At 70.0% G+C, this 14,879-nt stretch carries 10 protein-coding genes and 1 pseudogene; 4 read left to right on the forward strand and 7 right to left on the reverse strand.

Annotation, left to right across the window (positions count from 1 at the left end; genetic code table 11):
* Together AB0F52_RS16660 and AB0F52_RS16665 are read right to left on the reverse strand one after the other, a co-directional pair.
* A complete protein-coding gene (locus AB0F52_RS16660; protein WP_360170911.1) occupies window positions 1–2,952 on the reverse strand; it encodes an ATP-binding protein in 2,952 nt (983 codons plus the stop codon).
* A complete protein-coding gene (locus tag AB0F52_RS16665) occupies window positions 2,949–5,123 on the reverse strand; it encodes a hypothetical protein (protein WP_360170914.1) in 2,175 nt (724 codons plus the stop codon). Before AB0F52_RS16665 ends, AB0F52_RS16660 begins: the two co-directional genes overlap by 4 nt.
* A gap of 377 nt (window positions 5,124–5,500) precedes the next feature.
* Here AB0F52_RS16665 and AB0F52_RS16670 point away from each other — a divergent pair, with 377 nt between their 5' ends.
* Window positions 5,501–6,628, forward strand: a complete 1,128-nt coding sequence (locus AB0F52_RS16670; RefSeq protein WP_360172003.1) for an AI-2E family transporter — start codon at window positions 5,501–5,503, stop codon at window positions 6,626–6,628.
* 46 nt (window positions 6,629–6,674) lie between these two features.
* Here AB0F52_RS16670 and AB0F52_RS16675 read toward each other — a convergent pair whose 3' ends face one another.
* Window positions 6,675–7,460 carry a DUF3592 domain-containing protein gene (locus AB0F52_RS16675; protein WP_360170917.1) on the reverse strand — a complete coding sequence of 262 codons (786 nt, stop codon included), beginning with the start codon at window positions 7,458–7,460 and terminating at the stop codon, window positions 6,675–6,677.
* A gap of 475 nt (window positions 7,461–7,935) precedes the next feature.
* Here AB0F52_RS16675 and AB0F52_RS16680 point away from each other — a divergent pair, with 475 nt between their 5' ends.
* Complete coding sequence (locus AB0F52_RS16680) at window positions 7,936–8,628, forward strand: M15 family metallopeptidase (protein WP_360170920.1); 693 nt, start codon at window positions 7,936–7,938, stop codon at window positions 8,626–8,628.
* A 104-nt stretch (window positions 8,629–8,732) separates the two neighbouring features.
* Window positions 8,733–9,161: a hypothetical protein gene (locus tag AB0F52_RS16685; protein ID WP_360170923.1), complete on the forward strand. Its 429-nt coding sequence runs from the start codon at window positions 8,733–8,735 to the stop codon at window positions 9,159–9,161.
* Window positions 9,162–9,249: 88 nt separating this feature from the next.
* On the opposite strand, the gene AB0F52_RS16690 is transcribed toward AB0F52_RS16685, so the two are convergent.
* A complete protein-coding gene (locus AB0F52_RS16690) occupies window positions 9,250–11,616 on the reverse strand; it encodes a tetratricopeptide repeat protein (protein WP_360170926.1) in 2,367 nt (788 codons plus the stop codon).
* 698 nt (window positions 11,617–12,314) lie between these two features.
* Window positions 12,315–13,508: pseudogene (locus AB0F52_RS16695) on the reverse strand (IS1634 family transposase); the annotation flags it as partial.
* Window positions 13,509–13,681: 173 nt separating this feature from the next.
* On the opposite strand from AB0F52_RS16695, the gene AB0F52_RS16700 reads away from it, so the two are divergent.
* Complete coding sequence (locus AB0F52_RS16700; RefSeq protein ID WP_053731577.1) at window positions 13,682–14,038, forward strand: VOC family protein; 357 nt, start codon at window positions 13,682–13,684, stop codon at window positions 14,036–14,038.
* A 3-nt stretch (window positions 14,039–14,041) separates the two neighbouring features.
* On the opposite strand, the gene AB0F52_RS16705 is transcribed toward AB0F52_RS16700, so the two are convergent.
* Window positions 14,042–14,332 (reverse strand): hypothetical protein, encoded by a 291-nt coding sequence (locus AB0F52_RS16705; protein ID WP_360170930.1) that lies wholly within the window; start codon window positions 14,330–14,332, stop codon window positions 14,042–14,044.
* A 16-nt stretch (window positions 14,333–14,348) separates the two neighbouring features.
* On the reverse strand, window positions 14,349–14,618 hold the full coding sequence (locus AB0F52_RS16710) for a hypothetical protein (RefSeq protein WP_360170933.1): 270 nt from the start codon (window positions 14,616–14,618) through the stop codon (window positions 14,349–14,351).
* Window positions 14,619–14,879 lie beyond the last annotated feature (261 nt).

Consider the following 14,879-nt stretch of genomic DNA (forward strand, 5'->3'; position numbering starts at 1 on the left):
TCACTCCTCTTTTCTCTGCCGCACGCGGGGAACGAGGTGGAGCAGCGACCACCCGTCGTCGGCGAACGGCATGGTCGCCGCCACGGCTTTGGCGTCCCAGCTCTCGCCGTCGGCGACCACGCCACCGATGGCCCGCTCGAGCACCGAGGGCCGCCGGGTGCCGAACGTGACCGCGTCCCGGACGCTCTGGTCTTCCTGCGCGCGATCGTTCCAGCCTCGGACCGCGGTCAGCTGGTCGAAGCAGTCTTCTCCCGGGATGGCCCGGTCGTAGCGACGTTCCCAGGCGTCGGACGACGGATGGCGCTGGTAGCCGGGCGCCTGCTGCTCGAGGCTTTGCTCGACGGGTTCCCACTGGTAGGGCTTCGCCAGGAAACCCCAATCGTCGCCGTGGCAGTGGTTTTCCCCGTCTCCGGACAACGACTCCATCAGCACGGCGCGGCAATGCCGGGCGAGCTCCGCCGGGGACAGGTCGGGTTGCAGCTGCCCGGACCTGACGTCGACGGCATCATCGACCGCGTGGGAGACCGCGCACTGCAGGATCCGGGGCGGCACGGCGCCGAGGAGGCGCCGGTAGCCGGGGTCGAGGGTGGGATTGCGGCAGTTGACCAGGTGTGCGAGGACAGTCAGCTCGACCCAGATCGTCAGCACCGGGTACCGGGCGAGCACCTGGCGGGCTTCGCTCATCTGGCGCAGCGTGCAGGCCTCCGCCCGGCAGGCGTCGCCGCAGGTCGGGCTCCGGCGCCCGATGAGGCCGGTCACCGGCGCGGACGGCACCAGGTCGCCTTTCTCGGCGCCGCGGCCGTTCGGGACGCGCACCAGGAGGGGCCGGTCCATGCCGTCGGTGAAGACGGCGCCCTCCCCCTTCTCGAGCGAGACGACGTAGCGCGACTGGCTTTCGCCGAGGTTCATGGTGGCGCCCACGCTCTTGCGGTCGTCCTCGGCGGGCAGCCGGTGGACGACCTTGACGGCGGTGTTCTTGATGACGTCGGGCACCAGCTTGCCGGGGATCTGCTCCACGATGACCAGGCCCTCGCCGTAGGCGCGGACCTCGGCCAGCAGGGCGGCGAACATCTCCACGGCCTGCGAGGCCGCGCCGGTCGCCCCGGGGTCCGGACGGCGCAGCAGGCGGTGCGCCTCCTCGATCACGGTGAGGTGGCTCAGCGGGTTTTCGGTGGTGCCGCCGAGGGTGATGCGCAGGTACTCCGACAGCTGGATCAGCACGGCACCCATGAGGAACGCCTTGTCGGCGTCGTCGCCGACGTCCTCGATCTGGAACACGACGTTGCGCCGCATCAGCTTCGCGAAGTCGAGGGGGTGGCCGCCTTCGAAGAACCGGCCGGTGGTGCCGAGCCGCAGGCTGCCCAGCCGCACGGTGATGAAGCCGTGGACGTCGGCCGCCATCTCGGGGCCGTAGCCGACTTCGGCGACGACGTTCAGGGCCACCCGCTGCAGATCGCCGAGCGTCGGGTAGCGCGGCCGTCCCCGCGGATGGGTGGGCTCGCCGAGAGCCAGGTCCCAGCCGAGTTCCTCGTAGCAGCGGGTCAACGCGGTGGCGAGGATTTGCGGGAACGGCTCGTGGGCCTCGAAGGCGGCCAGGAACAGCGCACGGGTCAGGTCGAGGTGCGTCTGCAGCGAGAACCTCTTCTCCGCACGGTCGCCGTCCGCCGGGGACACGGCCGGGATGAGGGGGTTGAAGCCGGCCGGCGCCACCTCGGGGGCACCCGGCTTGATCACCACCACCTCCGGGGTGGCCCCGGCCGGCGTCCGGCCGATTCGCTCGAGCCGGTTGGCCATCCGGTGGTACTCGGCCTTCGCCGGCTCGATGACCAGCCAGGGCAGGCCGGCCCGGGTCGCTTCGGTCAGCAGGTGCCGGACGGTGAAGGACTTTCCGCTGCCGGTGGCGCCGCAGACGAACGTGTGCCGGTTGAGCGAGTCGTGGCCGAGCGAGACGCCCCCGGCCTCGGTGCGCGCCGAGTCGAGCACCTCGCCCAGCTTCACCCCGCCGGGGTGGGAGTGCTCCGGTGTCACGTCGAAGCGGTGCGGGTCGACCACCCGCACCCCGCCGAGCTCACGCCGGGGCGGCCGGGTCAGCGGGACCAGCAGATCGGTGGTGGCCAGGAAGGCACCCGCATCGGGGCCGGGATCGGCGGTGGCCGGGCCCAGCGGGGTCAGGACGTACGGCTGGTCCTGCAGATCGGCGGCGGCGCACAGCATCGCCGCCGAGCGGCGCGCTTCGGCCTCGTCGACCCCGCCGACGAGCACGCGGACGCGCCAGGTGTGCTCGGCCTGCGACCGGGTGAGTTCCCGGTGCCGCGCCTGCTTGCGTTCGAGCGTGATCCGCTTGGCTTCCCCCACTTCGCCGCGCGAGAGCGGCAGGATCTCCCCGACCAGCCGGTCCAGCTCGGGCTGGACCCGGTGCGGCGGCAGTGGTTCGGCGAGCACCAGCCAGGCGAACGGGTCGCGCAGGTGCGCGACGTGCTGGTCGAAGGACCCGCGACGCCGGCCGTTCGGTGTCTGCTTCGACGCCGCGGGCGCCCACAGCGCGTCCGGCGTGCCGATGCAGGGAACCCAGAACCGGAAGCCGCCGAGCAGCTCGGCCACCTCGGCCGGGCGCAGCGGGGTGGCGCGGGCGCCGGGCGGGAACAGCACCTCCGGTGCGCGGCCGTCGCCGGACCGGTCCGGGCTCCCGGCGGCCAGGGGGAAGTCCGGCAGCCCCCCGAGCAGGAACCGCAGGCTCCTGGTGTGCCGCGGCCGGATCCACGCCGTCGCCAGCGCGGCCGCCGGGTTTCCCCCGGCCAGCAGGCTCGAGTGGGCGCCGCCCAGCGACGCGGCCAACGGCCCGTCGCTGTCGTCGCCGGTGTCACGACGGTCCTTGCGGTCCTTCGCCTCGGACGGCGGCGGCGCCGGGACCTCGGTCAGTTCGTGGAATTCGACGTCCCGCCACGGCGTCATGCGCGTCGCCCCGCCCCGGCCGGCACGCTCGACACCCGGTCCATGACGCAGATCCCGGGGTAGCAGTTCGCCATCAGCACCCGGCGGTCTTCGCCGGAGTTGTCGACCAGGATGAAGTCCGTGGGCGCCATCCCGAGGATCGACTGGGGTTCGGTGATGAACTCGTAGACCCGGGCGCGGCCGGTCGAGGTGCCGATGTTGTCGGCGGCGGACCAGTTCCGGCTGCCGGTCCAGGCGTGCCCGCGGGAGTCGGACAGCCCACGCTCGTTGCGCATCCGCTTGCGGGTGCTGTTCGAGCCCGCCGTCGTGTTCGCCGAGAAGCTGTCGCCGCCGCCGTCGGTGAAGGTCCTGCCGAACTGGGAGGTCACCTGGTTGACGACGAACTTGTGGCCCTTGCCGATGAATTCGGCCGCGATCGTGGCGTCCCGGTGGTTGTACATCTTCATGATGCAGACGGCCCCGCCGGTGCCCACGGTCTTCTCGATGTCGCCCTGCGGCTGGTCGAGGAACAGCACCAGCCGGATCCCGGCGGCGCGCGCCTGCTCCGACAGCGCTGCCACGGTGCTCGCGCCGAGCCGGTCGGCGCCCGCCACGACGAGGTGCGAGCCGAGCAGCCCGGGTACCCGCATCGCCTGGCGCGCCAGCTGCAGCAGCAGCCGGTCGATCAGCTCCGTGCGGTCGTCACGGCCGCCCGGGGTGGCCAGCAGCGACACGTCGTCGCGCGACCACAGCGGCCCCGCCTGTCCCCCTGCGGGGGCGAGCCGGTGCAGCACGTCGAGCCGGCTCGCCCAGTACCGCAGCCGGCGGCCGGTCCATTCGTTCTGGTCGACTTCGCCGATCCCGTCGACGAGCCGGCCGACCTCGTGCGGCGCCAGCGTTTCGACATCGCCTCCGCGGCGCAGCACCCGGAGCGCGGCCGCAAGCCGGGCGAAGGTCAGCGGCTGGTCCAGGCAGGCGAGCACCTGCCCGAACACTTCGGTGGCCAAGGCCCGCTCCTCGCGTTGCTCGCCACCGCTCGTCGCGCCGCTGTCCGCCCGCTCGGTCAGCGCGTACGCCAGGCTCTCGGCGACGTCGTGCTGGGACAGGCCGGCCAGCAGGTCGACGTCCGAGCCCTCGTCGAGGACCGTCCGGCGCGTCCGCATGCCCTTGGCCGCGGCGATCCGCACCAGCTCGCCGCCGACCTCCTGGCCGGTGAGGTCGAGGACGGTCAGGCGGTGCCCGCGGACCAGCAGCGACGTACCCAGCGTGACGAGCAGGCAGGCCCACCCGAACCGGTGCGGGTCGCCACCGAAGACGTCGACCCTGGTCGGTTCCGACACCGGGTGCACGGGGTACCACAGGGGACCGCTGCGGTGCCGGGCCAGCGCCTGCCGGGCTGCGTTCTGCTCGGCCTGGTGCTGCCGGACGGCGGTGTCCCACTGCTGGAGCGCCTGCTGGTGCCGCTGCTTTTCGGCGGCGCGCAAGGCGAGGTAGGGCTGCTGGAAGGCGCGGATGCTCGCCGACGCCCGGCGCATCGCGCCCAGCGCCTGGAGGACCCAGAACCCCATCAGGATCCCCGCGGCGGGCAGGAGGTAGCCGTAGACCTTCGTCGCCTCCCGCCCGCCCAGGTGGGCGACCTTGCTCGCGACGGTCGCCTGGTAGACCCCGAAGGCGAGGAAGGCGACGACCGCCAGCGTCAGGCGCACGACCAGGTTCCGCGTGGCTTGCGACCGCCGGGCGTGCAAGGGGCCGACGTCGGGGTGCGGCGGTTCGATCCAGGCCGGTTTCGGCCCGAGCTGCAGCGGCGCGGGGACCGGCGGCGGCGGATCCGCGGTTTCCGCGCCCTGCCACCCCCACCGGACCGGCGCCGCGAGCAGCCGCGGCGCGAACAAGGCGGGCCAGTCTTCGGTGCTCGCCGCGAACGAGGCCCTGCCGGGCATTCGCGAGTCGGCCGGCATCGGGGACGCGTTGCCGGCGAACACGGGTCCCCCGCCGGGCGCACTGGCGTGCTGGAGGCTTTCCCGATACCGCTTGGCCTCGGCTTTGCCCGCTTCCTTGGCCCGCGTTTCGGAGACACCACGGCCCACCGCGGCCAGGGCCGCACGCGTCGCCGCGTCGATTTCACCGCGGTCACCGCTGATGACGCTGTTGGCGAAATACCGCCGCCAACCAGCCTCCATCGCTTCGTTCATGGTGGCTCCCCTCCCGGACTGTCCCTCACTCAGAGACAGCCGGCGGCGCCTTGATACCTGTCCGCATGAGGGCCGTGGCCGAAGCAGGCGACCGTCGTGGACTCCGCCCGGAAAGGCGGTCACCACAGCGCGTCTCCACTGACGAAGACCGAGGCGGCCCCTCGGCTGAGTGCCATCCGCATAACAGCCGACGTACGGCCGGTTCAACTCCGGGCGGGGCGGCTACCCTGCTCGCGGTTGAGCTCACAGCCGATCACTCGGGCGCGGATCCGTCACCACGGGCCGCGCCGGCCTTCCTCCACGCACCCCGGGTGCGAGACAGTGCGGTGCCCATGACTCCCCCCGCCGATCCGGCCGCCGAAGGACATCACCCGCTGGTGGGGCAGCCCCACAGCGATGACGAAGAGGGCACGGTCGCCGAGGCCGAAGCCGAAGCCGCGGAAATCAGCACTCCGGAACAGCCGCTGGGCGGCATCGGCAAACGGCTCGATCGGCGGTCGCCGTTCTTCATCGGCATGGCCGCCGCGGCCGGGGTAGCCGTGACCTACGGCCTGATCCAGCTCCTCGCCGGCGCCGAGCAGATCCTCGTCCTGGTCGGATTGGCCCTGTTCCTCGCCATCGGCGCGGAACCCGCCGTCTCGTGGCTGGTCACGCACCGCTTCCCGCGCTGGCTCGCCGTCACCACGGTGTTCGTCGTCGCCTTCGGTGCCGCCGGCGGATTCCTCGCCGCGGCGATCCCCGTGATCGTCGAACAGGCCACCGCGTTGGTCAAGCAGGCCCCGGAGTACCTCCGCGAAGCACAGGACCACAACACCTTCCTCGGCCGGCTCAACGACCGCTTCCACCTGCAGCAGGCGATCGAGTCGGCGTTCAGCTCCGGCGGCGGCCTCACCAGCGGCGTCCTCGGCGCCGGCAAAGCGGTCTTCAACGTCGTGACCGACGCGCTGATCGTGATCGTCCTCACCATCTACTTCGTCGCCGACCTGCCCCGCATCCGCGCCACGATGTACCGGCTCATCCCGCACTCCCGCCGGCCGCGGGCGATCCTCATCGGCGACAACATCTTCTCCAAGGTCGGCGGCTACGTCCTGGGCAACCTCGCCGTCTCCGTCATCGCCGGCGCACTCACCCTGATCTGGCTGCTGATCTTCGGCGTCCCCTACGCCGCGCTCCTGGCGATCGCGGTCGCGGTGCTCGACCTCGTCCCGGTGATCGGCTCCGTGGTCGGCGGCGTCCTGGTGAGCCTCGTCGCGCTGACCGTCTCACTTCCGGTAGGCCTGGCGACCGTGGGATTCTTCGTCGTCTACCGGCTCGTCGAGGACTACCTGCTGGTGCCGAAGATCATCGGGAACGTGCTCAAGGTTCCCGCGCTGGTCACCGTGGTCGCCGTCCTGCTCGGCGGCGCGCTGCTCGGCATCATCGGGGCGCTCGTCGCCATCCCCGTCGCCGCGGCGATCCTCCTGCTGGTCGAAGAGGTGCTCTACCCACGCCTCGACCAGGCGTGACGAACCTCCGACGGCGGAACCGATCCACGGTCCGGTCCGGTGCGGGCTAGGTTCCCGGCCACGTCCGGGGTTCCCGTCCGTACGCCGGCACCGCGTACAGCCGCCACCCGGTATCGAAGAGGACGACCATTTCCCTGCCCGTGCCGCCCACCCACGCCGCGCGGCCGGGCTGGTGCCGCAGCCTCGTGGCGCCGTGGCTGGACAGCGTCGCCCGCAGCGCCGCCCGGCTCCCGTCGCGGTACTCGACGAGCAGATCCGGCCGGTGCCCGTACCTCCCCGGGTCGGTTCGGACGGTGACCGCGGCCGGCCGCCAGCCGGTGCGCACCACAGCCTCGTGCCGCATCGACCACCGGCCCCAGCCGATCAGGCTGAAGACCACGGCCGTCACCAGGCCCACGCCGGCCATCCAGAAGAAGGCGGGCCCGCGGGGATCGACACCGTCTTCCAGCGTCGTGCGCGCGCGGTTCGGGTCGGCGGGGTCGTAGACCACCGTGACCGGCGCGCCCTCGGCGTAGCGCCGCTTCGAGCTGAGGCGGACGGAGGCGAAGTGCAGTTTGCCCCGCACGGAGTAGGAGACGTAGATCCCGGGCGGGTGTCGTTCGAGCATCAGCACCGTCCCGGGCACCCGGACACCGTCTTGCAGGAGCCTGCCGGCGGACGATTCGTAGAGGGCGAGCCCGGTGAAGACACCACCGGCGGCCACGAGCCACAGCGCGGCGAGGACCAGCGCCCGCCGCCCCAGCACGCGCAGCCGGCGGGTCTCGGCGGTCAGGTCGACGCTCTCGTGACCACCCGCGCCCTCCGGCGGCAGCCACTCCGAATCGTCCGGCACGAGCTCAGCTTTCCACAGGTCAACGGCGAGAACACCGAACTCGGGCAGATCCGCGTCGCGCTGTCGCTGCCGGGAAGGGCACTTTCACGAAGATCGACGCCCCTTCGACGCCAAGACGGCCCCCGTGGTGCCGATTTCGCAGGTCACGGCACGACGCGCGAAGGTTCCCGTTTCGGCGGACCCTTCGGGCAGGGGTAAAACGTTTCGGGGCGCTTGACGCCGTTCAGGCACGACTGGCACGGTCGGCCTGGCAAGAGTGCCTCACCCGACTGGGGTAGCAGAGGGCGGGCACTCTCGATAACTGGGGTTGATTTACCGGGGAAGGCTGAACCCACCCGTCGAACCGTGGCACATCCGCGGACAAGCCGGTCTTTTTCGTGCGGGTAATGCTCCGCCGACGGTTTGCGCCGAGGTTGTCCGGCTGCGGCGGGGTCCTCCGCAGTAATAGAAAATCGAAAGAAAGCGGACTTTCGCAGTGAATCTGAGAACCAAAATTCTGGCCACCATCACGTTCACGTTCGCCGCGGTCCTGGCCGTGGCCGTACCGGCGCCGGCGGCCACCCCGCCGCAGACCGTGGAAGTCGCCGCTCCCGCCGGGAGCGGGCTCGCGCCCTACATCGCCGTCATCAAGCCGGTCAGCGCCGAACGGCTCGGGAACAGCTGGCACGAGGGATGCCCGGTCGGGCCCGACCAGCTGCGGCTGATCAACCTCAGCCACCTCGGCTTCGACGGTGCCGTGCACCGGGGCGAACTGGTCGTCAACGCCGACCGCGCCTTCGAGGTCGCCCGCACCTTCGCCGACCTGTACTTCGGCCGGTTCCCCATCGAACGGATGGAAACCGTCGAGAAGTACAACTCCGACGACGACGCCTCGATGGCGGCGAACAACACCTCGGCGTTCAACTGCCGGGCGATCACCGGCGGTACCGCGTGGTCCAACCACTCCTACGGCCGCGCGATCGACATCAACACCGTGCAGAACCCCTACATCTCCGGCAGCGGCGCGGTCTACCCGCCGAACGGCGCGCCCTACGTCGACCGCACACAGAACGTGCGCGGCATGATCCACGCCGGCGACGTCACCGAGCGGGCCTTCGTCTCCCGCGGCTGGACCTGGGGCGGCTCCTGGGACACCCCGATCGACTACCAGCACTTCGAGAAGCCCTGACCCTCCACCGGAAAAGCCGTCCGACGCGGCGCGTGGACGAAAAGGTAAATCAACGACAGCTCGCTCGGATTTCTCCGTGCGGGTGTGAGAATGGGAGTCATGCAATGCGCAACAAGATCGCGGCCTTGGTCGCGACGACCGCTTTCGTCGCCGGCGGCACACTCATGACCGCGACATCGGCGTCGGCCACCGTGGACCCTCCCGGCGGTAGCTGGGACCACACGTGGACCACCACAGACGCCGACAAGGGTGGCACTGTCTACGTTGAAGAGAACGGTGACGTCGTGTCCGTCTGCGACACGGCGGCCGACGGGCTCTCGGCCCGGGTCGATGTCGCCGTCCAGGAGAGTACGGGCGGCTACCGCGTCGTTTACCGGCTCACCGCCTCCGGTGGATTGGGATCTTGCGCCACGGCCAGGGCTTCCGATGGTGGCACGCACGACCTCCCGGAACACGTGAACATCGGCGTCGCGGTCTACCTGGGTCCGAACTACCAGCACACGAGCAACCACTACTACCTCAACGATCACTAGGTTTCTCGCGTCCCGGCTTCGTGTGCTGAGCCGAAGGACGGCCCGGTCGCTGGATCCTGACCGGGCCGTCCGCGCGGGGCCCCATGCGCTACCCACCGGCAAAATGCGCGAGAGCGGCACTCACCGCCTTCGCCTCCGGAGCCTTCAGTTCATCGAACACGACCAATGCCTCCCGCAGCCGGGCAACGCCCTCTGCGACGTCCGCGGCTCTCAACGAACATCGTCCGAGCCCTTCGAGCGCCCGTCCTTCCTGCAGGCGGAGCCCGATGGCTCTCGACTGGCCGAGGGCTTGCCGGTAGAACTCGCCGGGGTCACCCGCTTCGGGCCAGGCCAGGGCCAGGCCGCCGAGATTGTTGAGGTTCTCGGCCTGCCAGGCCCGATCGTCACCGAACAGGACCCGGGCGCGCTCCAGGTACCTGAGCGACAGCCTGAAGTTGCCGCCCGCGTGGTGCAGCCGGCCGAGGTTGTTCAGCGCCCTGGCCTCCGTGTACCGGTCACCCAGCTCCCGGGACAGGGACAGCACTTGATCGAAGGTGTCGATCGCGCTCGCGTAGTCCCCGCAGACACCGTAGGTACAGCCGATGCAGAGCAGGCTCAAGGCTTCACCGAGCCTGTTGCCGAGCTCGGTGTACAGCGCAAGAGCCCGCCGGCCATCAGCTCGGGCGGCGTCATGCCGCCCGAGCCGGAACTGCACGCTCGCGAGGCTGCCGAGTGCGCCGGCGACACCGAACGGATTCCCCAGTTTTTCGTAGAGCGCACGGGCACGGGTGAGGTACTCGATCGCCTCCGGGTACTCGGAGAGCTCCATTCGAGCGAACCCGATTTCGGTCAGCGCCGCGGCTTCGCCGAGCCGGTCGCCCGATCCGGCACACAGGTCCCGCGCTCGGATCAGGTGCTCGACCGCAGCGGGATAGTCTCCGAGCAGGCTCTGCACCCGGCCCAGGTCCGCGCGGGTGGCCGCTTCGTCCGTGAGGTTGCCCGCCGCCAGTTCCGCGGCCAGCACGGTCTGGTCGATCCGGTGGGCGTCGTGCCAGTAGCCGTGCTGCTCGAGGTAGGGGTGGAGCGCGACCGCGAGTTCCGCGGCCCGGTGCAGGTGGCCGTGGACCGCGGCAGAGGTGATGCAGGCACCGAGGTTGGCGCGTTCCGCGCTCAACCAGGCGATCGCCTCGCCCTTCGACTCGAATTCGTGCGTCCCCGCCGGCGGCTCGGCGGCGATCTGCGGGCGCGGGCCGCGGGTGGCGACGAACCGCGTCGCCGACCGGACGGCGTAAAGGTAGTGGTCGAGCAGGCGTTCGAAGGCTTTGTCGTCACCATCTTCGCTGCTCAGGGTCGGGCTGTAGGCCCGAGTCAGATCGTGGAGGCGATAGCGCCCGGACGCCACTTCTTCGAGCAGGTGGTTGAGGTACAGCGCATCGAGGCGTTCACCGGTCGCTTCCGGATCTTCGCCGTCGAGCGCCGCGGCCGCGTGCACCTCGATCCGGGTGCCGGGGTGCAGGACGAGCCGGCGGAAGAGCCGTTTCTCGTCCGGGCTCAAGTCCCGGTAGGAGAGGTCGAACGCCGCGGCCACGGTTCGGCTGCCCGCGCGGAGCATCGTGATCCGGTTGCGGGAGCGCCGGAGGTCGTCGGCCAGCTGCTCGGGCGTCCAGCACGGGTGATTGCGCAGCCGGCCGGCCGTGAGCGTGATGGCCAGCGGCAGGTACCCGCACATCGCCATCAGCTCGGCCACGGCTCGGGGATCGTGCCGATGCGCACCGGTGTAGCGCTGGAACATCGCCGCGGCGTCCGGTGGCGGGAGGGTCTGCAACGAGACCGGGCCGGCGTCGGCGACGGACTCGAGCCGCCGCCGGCTGGTGACCAGCACGAGACTTCCGGGACTGCCGGGCAGCAGCGGCCGGACCTGCTCGTCACCGACGGCGTCATCGAGCAGCAGCAGGATCTTCCGCCCGGCCAGCTTCTCCCGCCACAACCGGGCCCGATCGTCCAAGCCGGCGGGAATGTCGATCGCGGCAACGCCCCGGAGCAGCAGCAGCGACGCCAGGGCATCACCGGGGTCCACGGGTGCCTGGCCGGGACTGTGGCCGTGCAGTTCGAGGAAGACCTGGCCGTCGGGGAAGTAGCCGGCGAGCTGGTAGGCGGCGCGGACCGCGAACGTCGTCTTCCCGATGCCCGGCATGCCGTCCACGACGTGGACGGCCATCCCCAGGGTGCCCTGCCCTGCGGCGGTGGACACCGTCGCGGTGAGCTCGGCCAGCTCCTGAGCACGACCGGTGAAAGCGGGCAGGTCACGGGGAAGCGTGGAGCGGCCGCTCACCGCGGGCGGGAAACGCGCCGCTTCCGGCCGCCGCGGCGGTTGCTCCGGTTCCACCGCAACGAGCTCTCCGGTACTCGGCGGGTACGGGTGATCCGGCAGGCTGATCCAGCCGACGGTCGCGGTCTCCTTCACGGCCACTCGCACCGGCCGAAACGTCGAGGAGTCCACCATCGGACTACTGCGGACGACTTCGTCGAAGAACCACGTCGAAGTGATCAGCGCGAGCGTTCCCGGCGATTCGGCCAATGCGATCTTGAGCTGAGGAGCTTCAATCAGGCGAAATGTCTGATTGATCGCGGGACCGGTCGCCCCTTGGTCATCGTAGGCGACTTCTCCCGCGTGGAGCGCCATTCGCAGCCGGATCCGCTCCTCGGCCCGGTGCGTCTCATTGTGCCGCCGAAGTTCCCCGGCCAGTGCCCCGGAAAGAACTTCGACGAACGGTCCTTTGAGGACCTGCGCCGGCACGAGCACGAGGGCTCCATCGCCGGTGCTCTCGTGCCGGCAATCGAACCACGGCACCCCAGCCTCCTTGAAGGCACGCCGTAGCGCGAGGTCGAGCCCTTGTCGTACCACGAGCCGGTGCGGCGTGGTCCTGCCCTGGTTGCCGTAACCTTCGATATCCACCGCGAGCACCGTGCGATGGACGACCAGTCGTGAGTGCTCCATTTTCCCCCACACACACTTGCCCAGGATTCGAGTGTAGGGACGAGCCGGCGGGGCGGGATCCCGAAGTCGCCGAACGGTGCCTCGGAGCGGATGAATGGTCGCCCAGGTAAAAGCAACGTAAAACCTGACTTGGCTCAAATTAGTGCGCACCGCGGTCGTGGACGCGGGTGAGGGCAGATGTGGAACAGTCGGTGATAGGCGTCGATCACGAACTCGGCGGTGACGTCCGGGAGGTTGGTGACGTGGCCTTTGAGGCCGGCAAGGGCGCGTGTCTTGGCTTCCAGGGTCCGGTTGACACTCTTGGTGGCGCCGGTGAGCTGGATGAACCGGTTGCGTTTGACCGCGGTCTTGCCGGCGACGGCCTGCTCGGCCTTGGCGACCTGTTCGTCGATGCCGTGCAGGGTGCGCCGAGCCCGGTCCGCCCGGTACTGGTAGTAGATGATCTGGTCGCGGCGCTGGTCCTTGGGGCCGGCAGGCCAGGGCTGGGTGAAGATGTGCCCGTCGGGGATCTGCTCATCCGGGTGCTCGTGGCGCCACGCCTGGACCACGTACGGCACGTCGGGTATCCGCGCGCCGAGGATGAACGACAACCCCGCGGCCTCGATGGCCTGCTGGTTGGCCGCAGAGATCATGCCAGCGTCGGCAACGACCGTGACATCAGCCAGCTGGTGGGCATCCATGAACGCACGGATGGTCGGCAGCATCGTAGTGGTCTCGCCCCGGTTGCCCTCGAACGCGTTAACCATCAACGGAAACCCGCTTGCGTCGGTGAGCAGCCCGATCGTGATCTGCGGCTCGAGGCGGCGTTCTTTGGAGAACCCGGGCTCACGGAACCCGTCCCCGGCATCGGTCTCGAAGTACAAGGTGGACACATCGTAGAGAACCAGTGACGCCGGCCCCAGATCAGCGGTGCGGGCGCACGCCGCGGCCAACTTCTGCCGCCAGGACTCTTTCGCGAACGCGGGCAGACGCCGCTTGAGGGTCGCGTACGCCGGCGGGTCGAAACCTGCCTCCTCGACCACCCGCAGACTGTCCAGCTTGCTGGTCGGCTCGACGATCCGTGCCAGCACCAGTAATCGGAACACCTCGTCACCACCAGCGGGCTCCTCGAACCCCAACAGCTGGTAGGCGTGGCCGAGCGCGTCCCACAGGTACCCCATCCGCGACGACGTGATCGCAAGCGGCCCACCACCAGCACCACTGCCGGCCTGCAACGCCGCGAAGTCCGGGCCAAAGTCGAGCTCGGGCTGCCCCACAGCCAGACGCTGCCTCGCCACCGCCTTGAGGGCCTCCAACGCCGCATCGTCATGCGCCGAGCCGATGTGCTCGATGTCCCGCGACCCGCGACGCGAGGAGTGCACGATCTGCACCGCCCCGGCCCCCGACGCCGTCTTCACCGTGCGCACATACGCCACGAGAGACAGCCTGGAACCGGCCGCTTAGTGCGCAGATTTTCGCCGTTCACACGACGAAACCGCAGCTCAACAGCCAGCACCCTACCCAAGATCAGGGATCTTGAGCCAAAGTCAGGTAAGGTGACGGAATGGTCATGCGGGTGGCGGTTCCCGTGCTGCCGTGCCGAGATGTGCAGGCAGCGCGGTCGTACTTCACGGACGTGCTCGGATTCGACACCATATTCACCTGGGAGACCCCACCTAGCTACGCGGCCGTGATCCGCGACACCGCCGAGTTCCACCTGTACGCCGAAAGCAGCGTCGGCCCGGCCAGGGTGACGGTTGTCGTCGACGACGTCGATTCCTGCCACGACGAGCTGCGCGCCCGCGGCGCCGACATCGTCGAGCCACTGGCTGACCGGCCCTACGGGATGCGCGACTTCAACGTACGGACACCCGATGGGCACTTGTTGATCTTTAGCCAGCCGCTTACCGAGTACGGGTGACCATCAGCGGACCAGCCGGAAGAATGACCGGACCTCGTCGACGAACAACGCCGGCTGCTCGAACGCCGCGAAGTGGCCGCCCTTGCCGGACTCGTTCCAGTACCGGATGTTCGGGAACCGGCGCTCCGCCCACCGCCGAGACGGGCGCTGCAGCTCCTTGGGGAAGACCGAACAGCCGGTGAGTACGGTCACCGGCGCGCCGGCCGACCCGGAGATCCATTCATTGACCTGCCGGAGGCTTTCCCAGTACAGCCGAGCGGATGAGGCACCGGTGCCGGGCAGCCAGTAGAGCATCAGGTTGTCGAGCAGCTCATCCCGGGTAATAACCCGATGCAGGTCGCCACCGGAGTCGGTCCACGACCAGAACTTCGGTCCACGACCAGAACTTCTCGACGATCCAGGCGCAGAGGGCGGCCGGCGAGTCGACCAGCCCGTAGCCGACCGTCTGCGGCCGGGTCGGCTGCTGCGCCGAGTATCCGGAGCCCCATTCGTCCGCCTCCCGCAGTGTCGCGAGCGCCGCCCGCTCGGCACCGGTGAGGTCGTCCAACGTGGCCGGATCGGGCGGTGCGAGCGGCGGCATGAGATGGATGCCGGCGACCCGATCGGGTTGCCGTTGACCGATGCTCGTGGCGATGCTGGTGCCCAGTCGCTGCCCGGGGCGCCGAACCGCCGGTAGCCGAGCCGGGCCACCAGTTCGCACCACGCGTCGGATATCCGCTCGATCCCCCCACCCCGGCGCGGCCGGCTTGTCGCTGAAGCCGTAACCGGGAAGCGATGAGCAGACCCCTAGAACCGGCCGCTTAGTGCGCAGATTTTCGCCGTTCACACGACGAAACCGCAG

Source organism: Amycolatopsis sp. NPDC024027 (assembly GCF_040638975.1).
Classification (GTDB): Bacteria; Actinomycetota; Actinomycetes; order Mycobacteriales; family Pseudonocardiaceae; genus Amycolatopsis.